The organism is Catellatospora sichuanensis, from assembly GCF_007483665.1.
Taxonomy (GTDB): Bacteria; Actinomycetota; Actinomycetes; order Mycobacteriales; family Micromonosporaceae; genus Catellatospora; species Catellatospora sichuanensis.
The window spans coordinates 91,020-110,279 of the sequence record NZ_VIQO01000027.1 but is presented as its reverse complement, the minus strand read 5'-3'; the positions used below and the strand labels follow the sequence as shown (position 1 = coordinate 110,279).

The 19,260-nt window shown below is 71.2% G+C and carries 20 protein-coding genes; 11 read left to right on the top strand and 9 right to left on the bottom strand.

What is annotated here, in order from left to right:
- Positions 1–28 precede the first annotated feature (28 nt).
- The 3 genes from FLL47_RS33360 (at position 29) to FLL47_RS33350 (ending at position 2,558) form a co-directional block, all read left to right on the top strand.
- Positions 29–673: a class I SAM-dependent DNA methyltransferase gene (locus tag FLL47_RS33360; protein WP_144126621.1), complete on the top strand. Its 645-nt coding sequence runs from the start codon at positions 29–31 to the stop codon at positions 671–673.
- Positions 674–685: 12 nt separating this feature from the next.
- Positions 686–1,282, top strand: a complete 597-nt coding sequence (locus tag FLL47_RS33355) for a class I SAM-dependent methyltransferase (protein ID WP_144126620.1) — start codon at positions 686–688, stop codon at positions 1,280–1,282.
- A 163-nt stretch (positions 1,283–1,445) separates the two neighbouring features.
- Positions 1,446–2,558: a tetratricopeptide repeat protein gene (locus FLL47_RS33350; RefSeq protein WP_144126619.1), complete on the top strand. Its 1,113-nt coding sequence runs from the start codon at positions 1,446–1,448 to the stop codon at positions 2,556–2,558.
- Between the two features lie 62 nt (positions 2,559–2,620).
- Here FLL47_RS33350 and FLL47_RS33345 read toward each other — a convergent pair whose 3' ends face one another.
- A complete protein-coding gene (locus FLL47_RS33345) occupies positions 2,621–3,631 on the bottom strand; it encodes a fibronectin type III domain-containing protein (RefSeq protein ID WP_144126618.1) in 1,011 nt (336 codons plus the stop codon).
- A 185-nt stretch (positions 3,632–3,816) separates the two neighbouring features.
- On the opposite strand from FLL47_RS33345, the gene FLL47_RS33340 reads away from it, so the two are divergent.
- Together FLL47_RS33340 and FLL47_RS43255 are read left to right on the top strand one after the other, a co-directional pair.
- Positions 3,817–4,602, top strand: coding sequence for an SGNH/GDSL hydrolase family protein (locus FLL47_RS33340; protein WP_144126617.1), 786 nt, complete (start codon positions 3,817–3,819; stop codon positions 4,600–4,602).
- 42 nt (positions 4,603–4,644) lie between these two features.
- Positions 4,645–4,782: a hypothetical protein gene (locus FLL47_RS43255; RefSeq protein ID WP_186316058.1), complete on the top strand. Its 138-nt coding sequence runs from the start codon at positions 4,645–4,647 to the stop codon at positions 4,780–4,782.
- Here FLL47_RS43255 and FLL47_RS33335 read toward each other — a convergent pair whose 3' ends face one another.
- Complete coding sequence (locus tag FLL47_RS33335; protein WP_144126616.1) at positions 4,783–5,703, bottom strand: hypothetical protein; 921 nt, start codon at positions 5,701–5,703, stop codon at positions 4,783–4,785.
- Positions 5,704–5,811: 108 nt separating this feature from the next.
- On the opposite strand from FLL47_RS33335, the gene FLL47_RS33330 reads away from it, so the two are divergent.
- Entirely contained in the window at positions 5,812–6,735 is a 924-nt protein-coding gene (locus FLL47_RS33330; protein ID WP_144126615.1) for an alpha/beta hydrolase, read from the top strand.
- Here FLL47_RS33330 and FLL47_RS33325 read toward each other — a convergent pair.
- Positions 6,732–7,517 (bottom strand): ArsR/SmtB family transcription factor, encoded by a 786-nt coding sequence (locus FLL47_RS33325; RefSeq protein ID WP_144126614.1) that lies wholly within the window; start codon positions 7,515–7,517, stop codon positions 6,732–6,734. The two genes, FLL47_RS33330 and FLL47_RS33325, sit on opposite strands and share 4 nt — an antisense overlap.
- Positions 7,518–7,707: 190 nt before the next feature.
- Between FLL47_RS33325 and FLL47_RS33320 the strand changes: the two genes are divergently transcribed.
- Positions 7,708–9,444 carry a glycoside hydrolase domain-containing protein gene (locus FLL47_RS33320; RefSeq protein ID WP_425457784.1) on the top strand — a complete coding sequence of 579 codons (1,737 nt, stop codon included), beginning with the start codon at positions 7,708–7,710 and terminating at the stop codon, positions 9,442–9,444.
- Positions 9,445–9,510: 66 nt separating this feature from the next.
- Here the strand turns inward: FLL47_RS33320 and FLL47_RS33315 are convergent, their stop codons facing one another.
- Positions 9,511–10,164 (bottom strand): FMN-dependent NADH-azoreductase, encoded by a 654-nt coding sequence (locus FLL47_RS33315; protein WP_144126613.1) that lies wholly within the window; start codon positions 10,162–10,164, stop codon positions 9,511–9,513.
- A gap of 242 nt (positions 10,165–10,406) precedes the next feature.
- Here FLL47_RS33315 and FLL47_RS33310 point away from each other — a divergent pair, with 242 nt between their 5' ends.
- The gene (locus FLL47_RS33310; RefSeq protein WP_144126612.1) at positions 10,407–11,177 is read left to right on the top strand and encodes an SDR family NAD(P)-dependent oxidoreductase; all 771 of its coding nucleotides are present in this window, start codon (positions 10,407–10,409) and stop codon (positions 11,175–11,177) included.
- Positions 11,178–11,295: 118 nt separating this feature from the next.
- Here FLL47_RS33310 and FLL47_RS33305 read toward each other — a convergent pair whose 3' ends face one another.
- Positions 11,296–12,375: a Gfo/Idh/MocA family protein gene (locus FLL47_RS33305; RefSeq protein ID WP_144126611.1), complete on the bottom strand. Its 1,080-nt coding sequence runs from the start codon at positions 12,373–12,375 to the stop codon at positions 11,296–11,298.
- 456 nt (positions 12,376–12,831) lie between these two features.
- On the opposite strand from FLL47_RS33305, the gene FLL47_RS33300 reads away from it, so the two are divergent.
- Both FLL47_RS33300 and FLL47_RS33295 read left to right on the top strand, forming a co-directional pair.
- Positions 12,832–13,488 (top strand): response regulator transcription factor, encoded by a 657-nt coding sequence (locus FLL47_RS33300; RefSeq protein ID WP_144126610.1) that lies wholly within the window; start codon positions 12,832–12,834, stop codon positions 13,486–13,488.
- A gap of 2 nt (positions 13,489–13,490) precedes the next feature.
- Complete coding sequence (locus FLL47_RS33295) at positions 13,491–14,873, top strand: sensor histidine kinase (RefSeq protein ID WP_144126609.1); 1,383 nt, start codon at positions 13,491–13,493, stop codon at positions 14,871–14,873.
- Here the strand turns inward: FLL47_RS33295 and FLL47_RS33290 are convergent.
- On the bottom strand, positions 14,870–15,793 hold the full coding sequence (locus FLL47_RS33290) for a TAXI family TRAP transporter solute-binding subunit (protein WP_281286762.1): 924 nt from the start codon (positions 15,791–15,793) through the stop codon (positions 14,870–14,872). The two genes, FLL47_RS33295 and FLL47_RS33290, sit on opposite strands and share 4 nt — an antisense overlap.
- Positions 15,794–15,865: 72 nt before the next feature.
- The gene (locus tag FLL47_RS33285; protein ID WP_144126608.1) at positions 15,866–16,243 is read right to left on the bottom strand and encodes a hypothetical protein; all 378 of its coding nucleotides are present in this window, start codon (positions 16,241–16,243) and stop codon (positions 15,866–15,868) included.
- A 175-nt stretch (positions 16,244–16,418) separates the two neighbouring features.
- Here FLL47_RS33285 and FLL47_RS33280 point away from each other — a divergent pair, with 175 nt between their 5' ends.
- The gene (locus tag FLL47_RS33280; protein ID WP_144126607.1) at positions 16,419–16,994 is read left to right on the top strand and encodes a hypothetical protein; all 576 of its coding nucleotides are present in this window, start codon (positions 16,419–16,421) and stop codon (positions 16,992–16,994) included.
- Positions 16,995–17,004: 10 nt separating this feature from the next.
- Here the strand turns inward: FLL47_RS33280 and FLL47_RS33275 are convergent, their stop codons facing one another.
- Together FLL47_RS33275 and FLL47_RS33270 are read right to left on the bottom strand one after the other, a co-directional pair.
- Positions 17,005–17,697 (bottom strand): hypothetical protein, encoded by a 693-nt coding sequence (locus tag FLL47_RS33275; RefSeq protein WP_186316057.1) that lies wholly within the window; start codon positions 17,695–17,697, stop codon positions 17,005–17,007.
- Positions 17,698–17,859: 162 nt separating this feature from the next.
- Positions 17,860–19,254 carry an APC family permease gene (locus FLL47_RS33270; protein ID WP_144126606.1) on the bottom strand — a complete coding sequence of 465 codons (1,395 nt, stop codon included), beginning with the start codon at positions 19,252–19,254 and terminating at the stop codon, positions 17,860–17,862.
- Between the last annotated feature and the right edge of the window lie 6 nt (positions 19,255–19,260).

Below are 19,260 nucleotides of genomic sequence, written 5' to 3'. Positions count from 1 at the left end.
CGACGCACGGCGCATAGGGTGGGCGACCATGACCGAGCCCTCCTTCCTCCAGACCACCCGCGCCGCGTACGACACCCTCGCCACGGCCTATGCCGAGCAGTTCCACGACGAGCTGGCGGGCATCCCGATCGAGCGGGCGATGCTGTCCGCCTACGCCGAGCTCGTGCTGGCCGGTGGCGGCGGGCCGACCCTGGACGTCGGTTGCGGCACGGGCCCCGGCACGGCGCACCTGGCCGGCCTGGGTCTGGACGTGCGCGGACTCGACCTGTCCCCCGGCATGCTCGCGCAGGCCCGGAACCGCTTTCCGCAGCTGCGCTTCGACGAGGGCACGATGACGGCCCTCGACGTGGCCGACGGCTCCCTCGCCGGGATCAGCGCGCAGTACTCGGTGATCCACATCCCGGACGACGAGCTGCCGTCGGTGCTCGCCGGGTTCCGGCGCGCGCTCGCCCCCGGCGGGCACCTGCTGCTGATCTTCCAGAACCTCGACGAGCAGCGCCTGCGCACCGAAGCGTTCGGGCGCACGTTCACGCTGAACTACCACTTCCGCCCGGTGGACCGCATGGCGGAGTTCGTCACCGAGGCCGGTTTCGACGTGTTCGCCCAGGCCAGCCGCAAAGCGCAGACCGGCGAGCTGACGCCGCGCGGCATGCTGCTGGCACGGGCCTGCTAACCTCGCCCGCTGATGAGCTCCTCGACCGATCGCCACGGCACCCTGCACACCCCCAGCCTGCACGTGCGCGTACCAGATGACCTTCCGGTGCTGCTGCGCAGCAACCGGCTCGCGTACGCCCTGCAGCTGACCCGGCGCAAACTGCTGACCGTGCACCTGCCGGTCGCCGCCGTGCTGTCGCTGAGCGCGATCCGGTCCTGGCGGCTGACGGTGATCCTGCTGGCCGTGGTCGGCCTGCACTACGTGGTGACGTGCTTCGACGAGGCCGCGAAGGCCCGCACGCCGCTGCTCGGCGCGGACGACCACGGCCTGTTCCTGCGGCCCAACGGCATCGTGCTCGCCGCCCTGCACCTGCCCTGGCCGCACGTGAAGGAACTGGCCGTGCAGCGGTCCGGCGGCGTGTGGATGCTGTGCGTCACACCGCGCGACCCGGGCGAGGACAAACGCGCCCAGGAACGCGAGACGGCCGGGCGCTTCTATGGCTTCTGGCGCATCGTGGGCTACCAGCGCACCGTGCGCAGGCTGGGCACCAGCCTGTTCACGCCGATCGTGGGCACTGACCCGGATCGGCTTCTCGCCGAATTGAACGCGCAGCGCGAAACCAGGTAGCGGCTGCTCCTCGTCGTGACACGTGGCCGGTCCGGGCAGCGCCCCGGACCGGCCACGTGCCGTATGCGGGCGGTCGCCGTCCTTCTGGGGCTCGCGCCATCGACGTGCGCGAAACCGCTACGGTGGGCGGATCTCAAGGTCCGTCTTATCTGGAGGAACAGCGATGAGCGTCGAACCGGCGGCGGCGGTGCCCCAGCAACGCGACCCGCAGGACGCCGACTCGCTCGACCGCCGGCTGGCAGACGCCGCGCCGGATCGGCGGACGGCCGTCCTCGTCGAGCACCTGGCACCGGAGGTCGGCACGGCCTCGCTGGACTGGATCGGCGAGCTGTCGGCCGCGGCCGCGCGGCATCAGCTGACCATGCCTGAGGTGCGTACGGCCGCGACGGACCTGGCGTGGCTGGCGCGCGAGCAGGGGCAGCGCTACCCGGGCGGCGCCGACTGGGACGCGCTGCGCGGCGGCGCGGTTCTCGACCGGCTCGTGCTGGCCTACATACACGGGCAGCGGCTGCGCTTCGATTTCAAGTTCGAGCAGCTGCAGTCGCAGTCGCACCGCTGGCTGGCCGAGTTCGGCGGTGACGCGCTCATCCTCGGCCTGGCCGCGTTCGCTTCGCTCGGCTCCCGGTCGAGCCGGGGTCTGGATCTCTACCAGCAGGCCGTCGCCGCGCCCGACGCCGACAGCAAGAGCCGGCACGTCTGCCTGCACGCGCTGTGGTTCGCCGACCACCTTCCGGACCAGGCCGAGTTGATGCTCGAACTGTCCAACCAGTTGACGGCCACCGGTTCACTTGACGCGAACGTGTTCTTCCGGCGCGCCTTCGCACTGCGCAAGCTGGGCCGCTTCGAGCAGGCGCTGGACGAGGTGGACCGCGCCATCGCCATGCTCGGCCCAGGGCACAACGCGGTGCACCAGGACTACGTCCGCGAGCGCGAGCTGATCGCCGTCACCAGGCAGCTGCACGGATACGCCCAGCAGCTCACCCGCGAGGTCGGCGAGACGATCGCGGAGCAGGCCGAACAGCGGATCAAGGACGCCTCGGCGGCGCTGACCGAGAAGGTCGAGTCGGCCCAGCGCGTGGTCGCCGAGGGCACGCTGAAGGTCGTCGAGATCCTGGGCCTGTTCGTGACGCTGGCGGGCTTCGTGATCGGCTCGGGCGCGGTGGTGGTGAAGGCGGGCACCTTCGGTGAGCGCGCCGGGGCCATGGGGCTCGTGCTGGTCGGCTGCCTGCTCTTCTTCGGCCTGCTGCGGTTCGTCACGAACTTCCGCCGCCGCTAGGCCGGCCGGTGGCCTGGCTCACGCCGACTCTTGACCGGCTCCGGCACGGTAGCGGTCGCCCGCTACGGCACCTGCCAGGTCATGACCTGGACAGGCTGGGACTTCGCGGATTCGCCGGCGGAGTTGAGCGAGGTCACCGCGAAGGTGTAGATGGTGCCGTGCCGCAGGCCGGTGACGGTGAACGCGGGCCCGTAGGACCAGCCGATCAGGACGCCGTCGCGGTAGACGTGGTAGCCGTCGGTAGCCGCCATGACCGCCTCCCACGCCAGGAACACCTGGTAGGCCTGCGGGGTGCCGACGACCATCCGGGTCGGCGGGGGGACCTCGCCATACGGCGCGGCGGTGTTCGCCGACACGCCCGGGCCCGGCGCGGACTCACCGGCCGCGTTCACCGCAGTGACGTGAAAGGCGTACGCCGTACCCGGCGCGAGCCCGTCCACCACCGCCGACGTGGATGTCACCGAACGCATGAACACGCCGTCCCGGTGGATCCGGTAACCGGTCGCCCCCGGCACACCGATCCAGGCCAGTTTCACCGAGTGGCTGGTCGACTCGCCGACGGTCGGCGCGGCCGGTGCCACGGGACGGCGCACGGCACTGTCCGGGCCGGTCAGCACGATGTCGTCGGCGGTGAAGGCGCCCTGGGCATACCAGCCGTGCAGATAGATGGTGACGGTGTCGGCCGTGGCGGTGAAGCCGGTGGTGAGCCGGGCCCACTCCGCGCTCGGCGGGGTCCAGGCCACACCGTGGTCGTGGCCGAGAAAGGCGTATCCGCCACGCACCCACGCCGACAGCGTGTAGACCCCGCCGGGCTGGACCGGGATCGTCTGTGCACAGCGGCCCGTGCTGCCGGCGGTGGGCGCGGCGGCCAGCGCCCGGGTGCCGCCGTGTGCCGCCCCGAACTGGGTAGAGCCGGGTTCGCAGTCCCAGGCCCACACCACGGAGTGGTCGCCGTGGCGGGCCTCCTCGAAGCCCGGATTGGCGACCAGGTTCACCGTCGAGGCATCCGCGGCGCTCGCCGGGACGTACACCACGGCGCAGGCCAGCACGGCCAGCAGGAGAAGTCGGCGCACGGCTCGATCCAAACTGTAAGGTTTGCTTCCAGTTGCGCCGAACGCTAGCCGCCGCATGTGGTGCTGTCAATGGAACGGCGCGACGGGCCCTCACCCGGTCAGCGGCTTGTTAACGTTCATGGGCGCAGCCGAAACCAGACTCGGCAGCTGCGAGGAGGCAGGTCGGCGTGGGTCTCGTGTCCTGGATGAAACGCCGCACTGCGCTCGGCGGCCCGATCGCCGCGCCGCACGGCAGCCTGGCGGCCGGTGCCGCGAAGGAGATCGTGTGCGTGGGTGACAGCATCACCCGCGGTTTGGCCAGCGCGGACTATGTCAGCCTGCTGCGCGACCGACTCGGCCCGACCGGATACCGATTCGTCAATGCCGGGGTCGACGGCAACCTCGCCTGGAACGTGCGCGGCCGCCTGGACGAGGTGATCGCGTGCCGCCCCGACGCCGTCACCCTGCTCGTCGGCACGAACGACGTCAACGCCACCTACGACGCCCGCTGGGCCCGGCATTACCGGCGGCAGCAGCGCCTGCCCGCGCCCCCGAGTCTGGAGTGGTATCGCGAGAACGTCGACGCGATCCTGGACCGCCTGCAGAACGGCACCTCGGCCCGGCTGGCCGTGCTCGACCTGCCGCCGCTGGGCGAGGATCTGTCGAGCACGATGAACCAGCAGGTGCGGGAGTACAACACGGCATTGCGGGAGATCGCGGAGGGACGCGGCGTGCCGTGCCTACCGTTGCACGAGCGGCTGACCACAATGCTGCCGCCGGGGCACCGGCCGCCGCCGTACGAGGGCAGGCTCGGGCTGGCGCTGCGGACGACGTTCCAGCACCTCGTGCTGCGCCGCTCCTGGAACGAGATCTCGGCCGCCAACGGCCTGGCGCTGCTCACCGATCACATCCACCTCAACGACACCGCCGCCGCCGTCATCGCCGACCTCATCAGCGAGTGGCTGCAGACCTCGGTCCCGCGCCGGAATTAATCCGTCATTGTAGATAAATCTACGTCTATGGACTTCGATTGATTGCCGTTCGCCCGCGCACTGCGCTTTCCGCACCCCGGCATCGCGGTCACGCTGCACATGCCCGGCGCGGACCTGGGCCGCTGCACCGCCGCCGCAGCGGCGCTCCTACCGGACGGTTCACCGGCGCAGGGGCTGTGATCAGCTGACCGGCTTGTCGCCGTCGACAGGCCGCCACCGCAGGTCGGGGCGGTGCGCCCAGGTCGCGCGGATAGCGGTCTCCGGTGGCTGGGCCATGTCGTCCGCCTCGATGACGATCGGATCGCGGCCGTGCAGCGACCACCGCACCGCCACGGGTGCTTGCGGCTCAGCGGGCGTGGGCCCGAGCAGCCCCACAGCGCTCACCTCAGACCAGGTGACGGCTTCTGGCAGTGACCGAAAGCGCAGACCCGACGCGTCGATGATGATCGGCGTCGCCGCATCGGCCGACTGCGGCGGCATGCCGCGCCACCGCCGCATGAGCCGGCGTGCCGCGACCACCAGCAGGAACAACCCCCAGAAGAGCATGATGATCGCCGCGCTCCGCAGGCCTTCCATCAGCTTGGCCGGCACGTGCAGGTTGCGCCAGGTCAGCCAGCCGACCACGGCGGCGGCGGGCACCAGCACCGGCCACCACGCGCGCAGTCCGCGGAAGCGCGTGATCGTCACCGGCACGGTCCGGCCCGGCTCTGCGCATTCGAGCAGCATGCGCAGGTTCGGTGGTTCTGCCTCGGGTCGCAGTCCGCGGCGCAGAACACCTACCTCCCACTCCCCGGCGGCGATCACCGCTGCCGGCACCGCCAGGAGGAAGACCAGCCACGGCCACCACGGCCCGTTCCGGACCGAGCCTCCGGCGATCAGGAGCGACAGGATGCCCCCGTGGAACGCGACCGCGCCCACCCCGAGGAGCAGATGCCGGACGGTCCGGTCGCGCCTGTTCAGTCGGCGCACCTGCGCCACCGCCGCCGCGGCCACGGCCGGATCGGGGTGTGCACGGCCCTGCGCGGCGAGCGTGATCACCAGCCGCCGGTCCCGTTCCGGCAGCATGGCTGGGGCGTCGGCGACGAGTGGAGTGTCGATCACCGCCCGCACGGTAGCCTATGCGCACGAGCCTTGCTGTCCGCTCTTCGGCGGCCTGGGAACTCGGTAAAATCGGGACGTTCACCCCCTCGTCAGGTGAGGAGAGGGCGCGTGAAGAAGAGCGTCACGTTCAAGAGCAACGGCCTCGACGTCAAGGGCGACCTCTACGTGCCCGACGACTACCAGGCCGGGCAGAAGTTGCCGGCGATCGTGGTCAGCCACCCGTTCGGCGGGGTCAAGGAGCAGACCGCGGGCCTGTACGCGCAGAAGCTGTGCATGAAGGGCAACGTCACGCTCGCCTTCGATGCCTCGTACCAGGGTGAGAGCGCGGGCGAGCCGCGTTTCCTGGAGGACCCGTTCGCGCGCGCCGAGGACATCCGCAGCGCCGTCAGCTACCTGACCACCGTGGACGAGGTCGACCCGGCACGTATCGGCGCGCTCGGCATCTGCGCGTCCGGTGGCTACGTGCCCTTCACGGCGGCCACCGACCATCGCATCAAGGCGGTCGCCACGGTCAGCGCGGCCGACATGGGCTCGCTGTTCCGCGACGGGCTGGGCGGCAACGGCGACGCGGAACTGCGCGACGGGCTGCTGGAGGCTGCCGCGCAGGACCGCACCGACCAGGCGCACGGCAAGCCGGCCCGGCTGGAGCACATCGTGCCGGACACTCCGGCCGAGGTCACCGAGGACACCCCGACGCTGTACGCCGAGGGCACCGACTACTACCGCACGCCCCGCGCCCAGCACCCGAACGCGAAGAACTGGTACGTCGTGGCCGGCCTCGACCGGATCATGGCGTACGGCTCCTACGACCACGTCGACCTCATCTCGCCCCGGCCACTGCTGATGATCGCCGGCACCAGGGCGGACACGAAGTACTTCAGCGAGCAGGCGTACGCCCAGGCCAAGGAGCCCAAGGAGCTGTATCTGATCGACGGGGCGACGCACATCGACCTCTACGACAAGCCCGAATACGTGACCCCGGCCGTGGAGCGCCTCGACGCGTTCTTCGACAAGCACCTGGCGCCCGCCTAGGCCGCCTCGGCCATGGTGCGGCCGGTCTCCAGCAGGGTCTTCAGGTCCGACAGCAGGTGCGGCCAGCCCTGGCTCACCATGCCGGGCAGCGCGCTGCCGGGCGCGAACCCGTCGTGCACGACGGTGAGCTTGACCAGGTCCCCGTCCTGCTCCAGCTCGAAGGTCACCTTCGAGCGCTGCTCGGCCGCGAGCTGCTGTCGCAGTTCCTCGCCCAGGTCGACGGACTTGGCGAACTCGGGCGTGAAGGTGTGCCAGGTGTAGGCCAGCCGCCGGTAGGGCTCCGCCTCCAGCACCACCTGCGCCGGGTCGGCCATCACCACGCCGAGGCGCTGCCAGGTCATGCCTGAGCCGACCTGCCAGTCGGTGTCGAAGGTGACCTGCCAGTACCGGCTGGTGAACGCCGGGTCGGTCAGCGCCTGCCACAGCTGCTGCGGGGTGGTCCGGATGTAGGTCGTGTAGACGAACTCGTCCATGTGCTGCTGCTCCAATGCCGTCTTGAGGTCCGCGAGGACGTGCACCCGCCCGCGGTGGTAGCGGTCGATCCAGCGGTCGGCGATGGCGTTGATCGGCTCGGCGTTGAGGTGGTGCAGCTTCTCCCTGCCCCGCCACACGGTGGTGACCAGGTTGGCCTCCTCCAGCACCGCGAGGTGTTTGCTCACCGACTGCCGGGCCATGTCCAGCCCCGCGCACAGCTCGCGCAAGGTCTGCCCGTTGCGGCCGTTGAGGCTGTCCAGCAGGGCGCGGCGGCTCGGGTCCGCCAGCGCCTTGAAAACGTCGTCCATCGCCGTCCCTACATGCAGTCGTTCGGCTGCATGTCAGCAGATTAGGCAGCCGAACGGCTGCATGTCAAACCCCGCCACTTCGGCACACTCCGCCCGCGCGCTCGCCCTAGCGGCGGTCATGAATACGTGGTAGGAATTCTCCACACATCGATGTCCATGTTGAGATTTCCTTCACACCCCGGAGGCTGGTTTGAGAAGGGTCCTAGCAGGTGCAGCCGTCCTGGCGGCCGCGATATCCGTCGCGGTCGCCGGTTCGTCCCTGGTGACCGCGCCGACATGGGCCAAGCCCGCGGACGCGGCCACGGCGGGCAGCCGGATCGTCGGCTACCAGGGGTATCGCGTGGTCGTGCCCGCCTCATGGCAGGTGGTGGACCTGAGCGCCGAGCCGCGGGCGTGTGTCCGGTTCGACCGGCCTACGGTCTACCTGGGACACCCCGGCGACCAGTCGCTCTGCCCCGCCGAGCTGGTCGGTCGCACCGCGGCGCTCATCATCGAGCCGCTCGACGCCGTCTCGGCGGGCCGCCTCGCACCGCAGACCGCCGTCACGGCCGCGGGCGCGGCTGTCGCGGCGGACGCCGTGTCGCGCGACGACGCGATCCAGGTCGCCGTGCGCGGCGCGGGAGTGCTGGTCACCGCGGCGCATACGCCCGACACCGAAGCCCTCGTCCGGCAGATCCTCGCCTCCGCGAGCCTGGGCCGCGACGCCAAACCGTCGGCCGACGGCCTGCTCGCCGCCCCGGCGACGACCAGGGCCGCCACCGCCGCGGCGCCGCTGGCGGCGGCCGGGCCGCAGCCGGGCACGTACACCGGCAAGGGCTTCGACACCTGCGCCGCCCCGTCCCAGTCGACCATGAACACGTGGCGCAACAGCTCGCCGTACCGGGCCGTCGGCATCTACATCAGCGGCGCGAGCCGGTCCTGCTCGCAGCCGAACCTGACCGCGAACTGGGTGACCAACCAGACCGCGAACGGCTGGCGGCTGATCCCGATCGAGCTGGGCCGCCAGGCCCCGTGCGGCACCCGCCTGCCGAAGATGTCCGCCGACGCGACCACCGCGCGATCCCAGGGTGTCACCGCGGCGAACAGCGCGGTGAGCGCCGCGCAGGCGCTGGGCATCCCCGCCGGTAGCGCGATCTACAACGACATCGAGCAGTATCCGTCCAACGCCTCCTGCAAGGCCGCCGTGCTGTCGTTCCTGTCCGGATGGACGGAGCAGCTGCACGTGCGCGGCTACCTGTCCGGCATGTACTCCAGCGGGTCGTCCGGCGTGACAGACGTCTGCAGCGCCTACCACGACTCCCGCTACACCCGCCTGGACCACCTCTGGATCGCGTGGTGGAACGGCGTGGCCAACACCGACGCCGGCCCGTACTGCGACGCGTCCTACTACACCAACCACCGGCGGCTGCACCAGTACTCCGGGGACGTATTGGAGACGTGGGGCGGGGTGCAGATCAACATCGACCGCAACTACCTCGACGTGTCGACGAGCGTCACAGACCCCCCGCCGCCGACGTCGTGGAGCGCCATCGTGGACAACACGACCGCCGGCGGGTTCACGGCCAGCGCGAACTGGGGCGCCTCGGCATTCTCCAGCCAGCGCTACGGCACCGACTACCGCTTCGCCGACCCGGTCGCGGCCAGCGACCCGGCCTGGTATCGGGTGAACATCCCGGAAACCGCGGCGTACGAGGTGGCGATCTGGTATCCGGCCAACGCGGGCTACAACGAAGCGACCCCGTTCATCGTGGCCGCCAGCGGCGGCAACCAGACGGTGACCGTGAACCAGCGCGTCAACGGCGGCCAGTGGGTCTCACTGGGCATCTTCACCCTCGCCGCCGGTGACGGAGACAAGGTCGGCGTCAGCCGGTGGACCACCGGCACCGGCTACGTCATCGCCGACGCGGTGCGGTTCACCCGCGTCTAGCACGACGTCCCGGGGACCCGCCGCGAGCGCGGGTCCCCGGGACGGCAGGTCAGGGCAGGCCGCGACTCAGGCCGCCGCGCCGACGGCGGGTGACAGGAAGCCCTTGCCCAGCTCGCGGGCCTGCGCGACGGCCCCGGTCAGGGCGGCCTCGCGCTGGTGCGGGGTGATGTCCATCGGCTGGGCGTGGATGAACTGCAGGTCCGTGATGCCGACGAAGCCGAAGATCGCCCGCAGGTACGGCTCCTGGAAGTCGTACGGGTGCAGGTGGCTGCCCGCGGAGTAGTCGGCGCCGCGGGAGGTCACGCAGACCATGCGCTTCCCGTTGACCATCGGCACGACCTGGCCTGTCTCGTCGTAACGGAACAGGTATCCGGGCTGTACGACGCAGTCGATGTAGTACTTCAGCGCGTACGGCACCCCGAAGTTCCACATCGGTGCGGTGATCAGATACGCGTCGGCGGAGACGAAGTGCTCGATCAGGGACTCAACCTGCCGCCACGACTCCTCGTGGCCGCGGTCGATCGGGCGGCCCACCATCAGCGTGTACTTCGCCTCGATGTTGTCACCGGCCATCGACGGCAGGTCGTGGCGGTACAGGTCGACGACGTCGACGGTGACGTCGTCGGACTGCTCGCTCACGCCGTTGAGAAATGCTTCGGAAACACGAAGTGAATGTGATTCGGAACCACGCGGTGTGGCAATGATGTGCAGAATGCGCATGGCGTTCCTTCATCGGTGGAAGTGAAGGCCAATGTAGCGACGGCCAGCGGAAACGTTGCCGATGTGTCGGAAGTTGGCAATCATTCGGGTGACTTCCGCGGACCAATGCGAATTACGTTCGTTACCACTCCTATCCGATCCGGACAGACACGATCTCGACCTCCGGCGCAAGGGGTGCGATTCGCCGCCCGGGGCCGTCCGGCGTAGGGTTGGTGGGGAGATCCAATCGAGAGGTGTCCGACATGAGCAGCGTCCTCGTCACCGGTTCGGCGGACGGCATCGGCCTGCAGACGGCGCGCGAACTGCTGGCGCTCGGACATCGAGTGGTCCTGCACGCCCGCAACGAGCAGCGTGCCGCGCAGACCCGCGACGCGGTGCCGGACGCGGCCGCGGTGCTCGTCGGCGACGTGTCGTCACTGGCGCAGACCCGGTCGGTCGCCGCGGCGGCCAACGAGCACGGGCCGTACGACGCGGTGATCCACAACGTGGGGGTGGGCAGCGCGGCCCGTCGGGAGGTCACCGAGGACGGGATCGAGCGCATCTTCGCGGTCAACGTGCTGGCGCCGTACCTGCTGACGGCGCTGATGCCACTGCCGCAGCGGCTGGTGTACCTGACCTCCGGGCTGGAGGCGAGCGGCCGCGCCGACTTCGACGACCTGCAGTTCGAGCACAAGGCATGGAGCGGGATGCAGGCCTACAGCGACTCCAAACTGCACGACGTGCTGCTGGCGTTCGCGGTGGCGCGGCTGTTCCCGGCGGTGCTGAGCAACGCCGTCGACCCGGGCTGGATCAAGACCCGGATGGGCGGCCCGAACGCCACCGACGAGCTCGCCGACGGCGCCGAGACGCAGGTGTGGCTGGCCACCGCGGACCCCGCCGAAGTCGGTTTCAGCGGCCACTACCTCAAGCGCCGGCAGGACCTGCGCCCCAACGCGGCCGCCTACGACATCGCCGCCCAGGACCGCCTGCTCGCCGCCTGCGCCCAGCTCACCGGCGAGAAGCTCCCCGCCTGACTCGCCGACCCGCCCGGCCCGTAGACCCGCCGGGGTCTGCAGTTTCAGGGAAAGCGCACGTTCGCCGCCCCGGATGCCTGCAGTTTCCGTGAAACTGCAGGCACCCGACGCAGCCTGGTCACTGCCAGGGTTCGGCGCCGACGTCGACGGTGTGGCCGGTGCGGGCGGACTCGTCGATGGCGAGGCTGATCAGGTGGTCCTGACAGGCCTGCGCCAGCGGGTAGGGCGCTTCGGCCGCGCCGCGCGCCCACCGGCCGGTCGACTCCAGGATGGTCGCGATGGCGATCTCCTCATCGGACAGCCGCACGCCCGCATAGGGGTTGGTGTAGACCACGGAGCCGTCGAAGCTGACGTGGTCCAGGTCGAAGCCCTCGAGATTGAGGTCTCGGCCGGTCTGCCTGCGGCGCAGCTCCGACTCGACGAGCGTCCGGGTCCCCTGCAGCCGCACCACCCGGTCGTCGACCAGCTCGCCGAGGCTGCCCCGGACCACGATGCGCCGGGTGCGCAGCTGGTTCCACCACTGGTTGTCGGTGAAGTCGTACAGCCCGCTCTTCCCGCCGAAGTCGATGGTGGCCAGGGTGTTGACGGCGGGCTTCGGGGTCGCGTCGTCGCGCCACCCGGCCGGGCTCATGGGGTCGGCCAGCGGTGCGGTGAAGGTGCGGGCGTGCACGCTGGCCGGGCCCATGCCGACGTCCAGCATGCCCCGCAGCATCGACACCGCGTGGTAGCCGTGCGTCGACGACACCTGCGCCGAGGTGCGCTCGCCGATGGCGCCGGAGCGCAGCACCGCCAGCCGCGCCGCGTGGTCGGGCAGCAGCAGGTACTGCTCGGCTACCTGGACCTTCTCGGCCTTGCCGACCTGCGACCAGAGTCGGCGCAGCCCTTCCGCGTCCGGGGCGGGCGGGGTCTCCGACAGCACCGGCAGACCGCGTTCCACCAGCGCCTCGACCAGGCCCGGGTTCACACCCCACGGCACCGAGGTGATGACGTAATCCGGGTCGCCCGTGCGCAGCAGCTCGTCGAGGTCCTGGGTGACGGGCAGCCGCCAAAGCCCGGCCACCTCGGCGGCGGCCTCGACGGAGCGGGTCATCACACCGGTGACGGTGAACCGCTCGGGCATCAGCTCGGCGAGCTTGAAGAAGAACTGCGCACGCCAGCCGCGCCCGACGACCGCGTACCTGATCGGGTTGTCTGTCACCGGCAAACCGTACGCCGCCGGGGGCGAACTCGCTCGGGCGCCGCCCGACACCCACGCCGGCCGACCCACCGGCGGGCCGGGCACCCGGGCGCATGACACACCATGCTGCCGCCCAGGTGCCCGGCACGCCCGGCGTCGTCACGGCGGCACGGCGCGTGACGACCCGGGGGACGGCCCCCGCCGCGCCCCACCGACGGGCAGCGACGACGGCCTGGCACGCCCGCAGGCCTTCTCCCCCGGCCGGACGGGCGCACGTCTGCACTCCGCGCGCCCCCGCCGTGGCACCGGCGGAGACTGGCGGATCAATCGTTAGGAAACTTTCTTAAATACGATTCGAGTCAACCACCGGCGCCGAGCCAAGTCAAGGCGTCCGTCGATGGACCCCGGCCCCGTTGGCGCATGGGTGCGCCCGTAACGCATCATCGAAGGCCACATGGACGCGGAGGGAGGTCAGGTATGCGGATCCTGCTGGTCGAGGACGACCTGCGGGTCGCCACGGCGATGAGCGCCGCGCTGACCCGCCGCGGCTATGACGTCGAGCACGCCGCCACCGCCGCCGCGGCCCTGTCGGCAGCCCCCTGCGATCTGGTGTTGCTCGACCTGTCCCTGCCCGACGGCGACGGCCTCGACGTGTGCCGCACGCTGCGCGCCCGCAGCCCCCAGCTGGGCATCATCGCGGTCACCGCCCGCGGCGAGGAGCGCGACCGGGTGGTCGGGCTGCGCGTCGGCGCGGACGACTACGTGGTCAAGCCGTTCTCCATGGTCGAGCTGCAGGCCCGCATCGAGGCGGTGCTGCGCCGGGCCGCGTACGCCTCCCCCGAGCTGATGGTGATCGTGGCCGGGCGGGTGCGCATCGACGTGCCCGCCCGCGCCGTCAGCGTCGACGGCAACGACGTCGCGCTGACCCGCAAGGAGTTCGACATCCTGCTGTCGCTGGCCCGCCACCCCGGCCTGGTCATCACCCGCGACCGCATCCTGCTCGACGCCTGGCAGACCACCTGGGTCGCCCGGCACACCGTCGAGGTGCACGTCGGCTCCCTGCGCGGCAAGCTCGGCGACCCGCGGCTCATCGAGTCGGTGCGCGGCGTCGGCTACCGGCTGCGCAGCGAGTAGCCGTGCGCAGACGCCTGGCCGCCAGCTACCTGCTGCTGATGACGCTGGTCCTGCTGGCCCTGGAGATCCCCCTCGCCCTCACCCTGGCCAGCCGGGAGTCCGACCTGGTCCGCGCCGACCGGCTCGCCGACGCGACCCGCTTCGCCGCGCTGGCCCGGCCCGGCCTGCGCACCGACACCATCGGCACCGTGCGCGACGAACTGGCCCGCTACGACGAGCTGTACGGCATCGGCGCGGCCGTGCTCGACCGCGACCGGCACACCTTCGTACGCTCGGTCAGCTACCACCTCGAACCCGCCCGCGGCGAGGCGGCCGTACGCGCCGCACTGGCCGGACAGCAGTACACCTCGGCCGAATCGGTGCTGCCCTGGACCTCCGACCCGATCGTGGTCGCGGTGCCGGTCAACGACAACGGCGAGGTGCTCGGCATGGTGATCATCGTGTCGCCGGCCGGCCGGGTCCGGGACGCGGTGACGTTCTGGTGGCTGGCCCTGGGCGGCATCGGCCTGCTCGCCGCGCTGGCCTGCGTGCTCACCGCGCGCAACCTGGCCAACTGGGTGCTGCGCCCCGTCACCGTGCTCGACGCGATGACGCACGAGGTCGCCGCGGGCGACGGCAACACCCGCATCTCCGACCAGGCCGGGCCGCCCGAGTTGCGGCGGCTCACCCGCAGCTTCAACGACATGGCGTACGCCGTCGCCGACGCGATGGAACGCCAGCGTGCCTTCGTCGCCCACGCCAGCCATCAGCTCCGCAACCCGCTCACCGCGCTGCGCCTGCGCGTCGAGGAGCTCGGGCCGAGCCTGGCCGACGACGACGGCCGCAGCGAGCACCGGCTCGCCCTGGAGGAGACCGACCGCCTGGCGACGGTCCTCGACGGGCTGCTCACCCTGGCCCGCGCCGAACGCGGCCAGCACCAGTTGGTCACCATCGACGCGGTGGCGGTCGCCGAGTCCCGGGTCGCGGCCTGGGAGCCGCTGGCCCGGCACCATGGCACCGCGCTGACGCTGTCGGTCGGGCTGCCGGTGGCGCTGGTGCACGTCGTGCCGACCGCCCTGGACCAGACACTGGACGCGCTGATCGACAACGCGGTGAAGTTCAGCGGGCCGGGCGGCCGGGTCGAGGTGGAGGTGCTGCCCGCCGACGGCGGCATCGCGGTGCACGTGCGCGACGACGGCCCCGGCATGACCGACACCCAGCTCGACCAGGCGACCGAGCGGTTCTGGCGGGCACCGGACGCCCAGAACATCGACGGCTCCGGCCTGGGCCTGACCATCGCGGCCGTGCTCGTCGACGCGTCCGGCGGCAGGCTCGCGATGACCCATGCCGACCAGCGCGGCCTGGACGCCCGTGTCTGGCTGCGCAGCCTGGACACCCCGGCCTAGGGCTTGATCGACTGGTAGTAGCGGGCCGCGCCCGGGTGCAGGGGCAGCGGCGCGGTCGCGATGGCCGACTGCGGGTTGACCCGCCCGGCCGCCGGATGGGCGACGCCGAGCTCGTCGCGATACTGCATGAGCAGCCTGGTCAGGTCGTAGACCAGGTCCTCAGGCATGTTCTCGCTGACGACGAGGTAGTTCGGGTCGGCGACGGTGCTGATCGGGTCGAGCCCGTACACCGAGAACGGGATGTCGCGGCTGACGTAGACCTCGCTGTAGCGCACGCGGAGCGGCTCGGTCCACTCACCGAGTTCGACCAGCCGGATCGACATCGTGTCCACCAGCTGCTCGACCGCCCTGACCGGCGGGCCGCCGGAGAAGAAGAACGCGTCGATCTCGCCCTTGCTCAGCGCTTCGGCCGATGCGTCCAGGCCGAGCTGGCGGACCTTCACCTGACCGCCGGCCAGGTCGGCGACGTCGAGCAGGCGGTTCGCGGTGATCGCGGTGCCCGAGTCGGGCGCGCCGACCGAAACGGCGCGGCCGCGCAGGTCGGCGAGGCGGCGTACCGGACCGTCGGCGCGTACCACCAGGTGGAGCAGGTCGTCGTAGACGCGGGCCACGGCGCGTAGCTGGTTGCCGGTGGTGGGCAGGATGTCGGCCTGGGTGAAGCCGAGCTGCACCCGCCCGTCGCCGACGAGCTTGACGTTCTCCGCGGAAGCCGCGGTCACCAGGACGTTGGCCTGCACGTGCGGCAGCTCGCGGTTGATGATCGCCGCGTACGCCTGCCCGAAGACGTAGTACACACCGGTGCGGCTGCCGGTGGCGATGTCCAGACGTACCGGCGCGGGCGCGGGCTCGGTGCACGCGGCCATGCCGAGCAGGACCGCCACGACCAGCGCGGCGGCCGACGGCACTCGCACACGGACCACGGCGCAGAACCTACCCGACTCGTGCCGCACGCTGCCCGGGCCGCACCTCCCGAGCGCGCTGCCGGGCCGCTGTCAGTGGCCGTCGTCTCCGGCCAGGTCGCGGGCCTTGGCCTCCTGCTCGGCGTCGAAGCCGGAGATGCCGGTGTCACGGAACTGCTCGGCCTGGTCGTTGATCCAGCGGGTGTGCGCCTCCCAGGCCGACTGGCGGGTCATGCCCAGCGCTGCGCCGATCTGCGCCCAGGACGCTCCGGCGCTGCGCGCGCCACGCACCGACAGCTGCCGGCCGTAGCCCGCCTTGCGGATGATCAGCTCGCCGAGTGCCAGCAGCTGGAGCGATTCGTCGGCGGTGAGGCCGGGCTCCGCCAGGGCCTCTCGCATGCGCAGGTCGTTGTAGCGGGTGACGGCCGTCTGGAGGGTGTGCTCGCGTTCGAGCTCATCAGGGGTGACCATGCTGTCAGGCTAGCCTGACGGAACGGCGATCGCTCCGCTTTACGCCGAGGGCAGAGCGCCGAGGCAGCGGCCGGTGGTCGAGGAACCGGTGCTCGATCGTGCGTGCTCGGCGGCCGGGCTTGTTCCCGGGTCGGTTCGGCCGCAACCAGGTGCCGGGGGGAGGCGTCATCATGACATGAGTCGATTCTTCCGCGCGGTGGTCACGGTGATCGTTCTATCGCTGGCAGTGCCGATCCTGGTGCTGGCGTCGGCCGCCGCCGGCCTGGCACCGCGGCACTGGTCGGGCATCCCGCTGTCCGGGTGGGAGGTGCCGTACCTCGATGCCAAGCCGCGGCAGAAGCCGGGAACCGTCCGGCCGCCGCACCTCGACTCCGTCGCCGACGAGGTGTTCTCGTGGCGGGACAGCACCCTGGTCGCCATGGCGCCCTTGCACGACGGGTCGGTGTACATCCAGACCACCCGACTGACCCCGTCGCTGCTCGCCGAGCTCGGCCGCCGCTTCGACGGCGACAAGGTGAGCGTGGTCTACTCGCCGTTCTACGTGCTGCCCAGCCTCGCCGGAGGCGATGGCGGCGGTGATCGCGTGCGCATCGGATCGCGGTGGGAGCGCGCGGACCCGCTGGGCACCTGGGTGACGCTGATGTTCGGGTTTCCGTGGCAGCTCGGCGTGGCTCTGCTGCTGACTGCGTTCGTGTACGTCGCCGTCCCGCGCCTGCGCCGCCGCAGCCGGGACACGGCTACCGCCGCCTGACGGTCAGCCGTCAGAGCGCCAGGATGCGGCCCGCTCCGGTGCCGTCATGCAGGATGCCCGCGCCGTGCAGGACGCGATGGGCGGTGACGGCGGGGACGCTGACGAGCAGGCTGCCCGCCTGGCGGGACAGGGCGGCCTGGGCCCCGAGCAGGTGTGCGCCGCGGACCAGGATCGTGGCGAGGTCCTGGTCGGTGACGCGTACACCGAGGATGTGTTTGCGCATGTGGCGGCCGGCGGCCAGCAGCACCCCGCGCCAGGCGGCCCCGGCCAGGCGCAGCCGGTCGGCGTGTGCGGGGGCCGAGCCGCCGACGAACGCCGTGCTCAGCACCGCCGCGCGCCCCTGCCGCCAGGCGCCCTCGCTGATCTCCACGTACGCGGCGCGGTGCTCACCGGGCACGCTGACCCGGTGCAGCAGGTAGCGGCGGCGCAACCCCGCCTCGGCGGTCTCGTGGGCATACGGCAGGTCCAGCGCCCGCATCAGCTGCCCCATCCGGCGGGCAGCGTGCTCGGCGCTGAACTCGACCGTCCCGGCCGGTGTGGCCGGGCGACGCGGATGGCCCACCCGCACTCCCCCGTCGGGCGTCAGCGACGTCGCCCGCACCAGACAGGCCAGCTCGAACGCGTCCGCCAGCCGGGACCGGTCGAGCCGGGCGACCGGCTCGTACACGGCGGCGGCGGGCATCAGCTCGAGGGTGGACCGCATCGGTGAGCTCCCGTCGTCAACGTCGTCGTGCGGATGGTGTACCCACAGTGACGGCCGCTCGCGCCCGCGCGGAACCTTCCCGGCGCAGCCTTGAGGAAAACTTGCGCATGCGTCCGACCGTCCGGCGGACCGCGTGGCCCGCCTACGCTCGCCGCGCTCTGGTCACGTCGACGGCGGGGCGGCGGCCGAGCCGTCGCGCGGCGGCATCCGCCCGACCACGAGGCGGTTCAGCCCCCACAGCGCGACGCCGCCGAGCAGCAGCCAGAACGCCAGCAGGTAGATGCCGGCCTCGCGGACGAACGGCAGCAGGAACACCGCGGACACGATCGCGCCGAGCACCGGGATGACGGTGGGCGTGCGGAAGTGCCGGTGCGGCACGTGGTCGCGGCGCAGCACCAGCGCCGCGATGTTGACCAGCAGGAACACGGCCGTCAGCAGCAGCACGGTGGTGTCGGACAGGTCGGTGAGGTCGCTGACGGTCGCCATCAGCAGGATCGACAGCGCGGTGGTGAACGCGATCGCGATCCATGGCGTGCGTTTCACCGACAGCACCGCGAAGGGCCGCGGCAGCACGTCGCGCCGGGCCATGCCGTAGAGCAGGCGGGACGCCATCAGCATGTTGATCAGCATGGTGTTGGAGACCGCGATCATCGACACGGCGGAGAAGATCTCCGAGACGGGCAGGTTCGGCGCGCCGATCTTGACCACCTCCAGCAGCGGCCCGCTGGACGTGGTCAGCACGTCGAGCGGCACCACCATGGCCGCGGTGAAGGCGACGAGCAGGTAGACGATGGCGGCGGCGAGCAGGCCGGTGATCATGGCGGGTGGGAAGTCGCGCGATGGTTCCTTGGTCTCCTCGGCGAGGTTCACCGAGTCCTCGAAGCCCAGGAACGCGTAGAAGGCGGTGGCCGCGCCCGCCATCACCCCGGTGACGACGCCGAAGCCCTGCCCGGAGAAGGCGAACGCGGCGGCCGGGTCGCCCGAGCCCTTGGCCAGCACGCTGGCCCCGACGCCGATGACGAACAGCAGGCCGGCCAGTTCGACACAGGTGATCGCGATGTTGACCTTGATGGACTCCGACACGCCCCAGAAGTTCACCGCCGCGACCAGCAGGATCGCCACCGTGCCGATCAGAATCGTGGGCGGGTTCTCCACCCCGGTCAGGCCGCTGAAGTAGCGCCCACCGACCCGGGTCGCCGCGAAACTCGCCGAGGTCACCCCCGACGCCATGATCGCGAACGTGACCAGGAAGCTCAAAAACTTGATCTTGTAGGCCCGGTCGCAGTACAGCGCCCCGCCCGCGGCCTGCGGATACTTCGTGACCAGCTCCATGTACGCGAAAGCGGTCAGAAAGGCCAGCGCGAACGCGACCAGGAACGACGCCCAGATCGCACCGCCGACCTCCGCGCCGACCTGCCCGGTCAGCGAGTAGATGCCGGCCCCGAGGATGTCGCCCAGGATGAAGAAGATCAGCATGGGCCGGGTGATCACCCGGCGCAGCTCGTGCGGGTCGTCGCGCTGCGGGTGCGGCGCGGGGACCGAGACGTCGGCGGTCATGGGCTG

Bases quoted from the DNA above. Each gene is read 5' to 3' on its own strand.
- FLL47_RS33360 (WP_144126621.1), top strand. From the start codon at position 29: ATGACCGAGCCCTCCTTCCTCCAGACCACCCGCGCCGCGTACGACACC.
- FLL47_RS33355 (WP_144126620.1), top strand. From the start codon at position 686: ATGAGCTCCTCGACCGATCGCCACGGCACCCTGCACACCCCCAGCCTG.
- FLL47_RS33350 (WP_144126619.1), top strand. From the start codon at position 1,446: ATGAGCGTCGAACCGGCGGCGGCGGTGCCCCAGCAACGCGACCCGCAG.
- FLL47_RS33340 (WP_144126617.1), top strand. From the start codon at position 3,817: ATGAAACGCCGCACTGCGCTCGGCGGCCCGATCGCCGCGCCGCACGGC.
- FLL47_RS33325 (WP_144126614.1), bottom strand. From the start codon at position 7,517: ATGGACGACGTTTTCAAGGCGCTGGCGGACCCGAGCCGCCGCGCCCTG.
- FLL47_RS33315 (WP_144126613.1), bottom strand. From the start codon at position 10,164: ATGCGCATTCTGCACATCATTGCCACACCGCGTGGTTCCGAATCACAT.
- FLL47_RS33310 (WP_144126612.1), top strand. From the start codon at position 10,407: ATGAGCAGCGTCCTCGTCACCGGTTCGGCGGACGGCATCGGCCTGCAG.
- FLL47_RS33300 (WP_144126610.1), top strand. From the start codon at position 12,832: ATGCGGATCCTGCTGGTCGAGGACGACCTGCGGGTCGCCACGGCGATG.
- FLL47_RS33285 (WP_144126608.1), bottom strand. From the start codon at position 16,243: ATGGTCACCCCTGATGAGCTCGAACGCGAGCACACCCTCCAGACGGCC.
- FLL47_RS33280 (WP_144126607.1), top strand. From the start codon at position 16,419: ATGAGTCGATTCTTCCGCGCGGTGGTCACGGTGATCGTTCTATCGCTG.
- FLL47_RS33275 (WP_186316057.1), bottom strand. From the start codon at position 17,697: ATGCGGTCCACCCTCGAGCTGATGCCCGCCGCCGCCGTGTACGAGCCG.
- FLL47_RS33270 (WP_144126606.1), bottom strand. From the start codon at position 19,254: ATGACCGCCGACGTCTCGGTCCCCGCGCCGCACCCGCAGCGCGACGAC.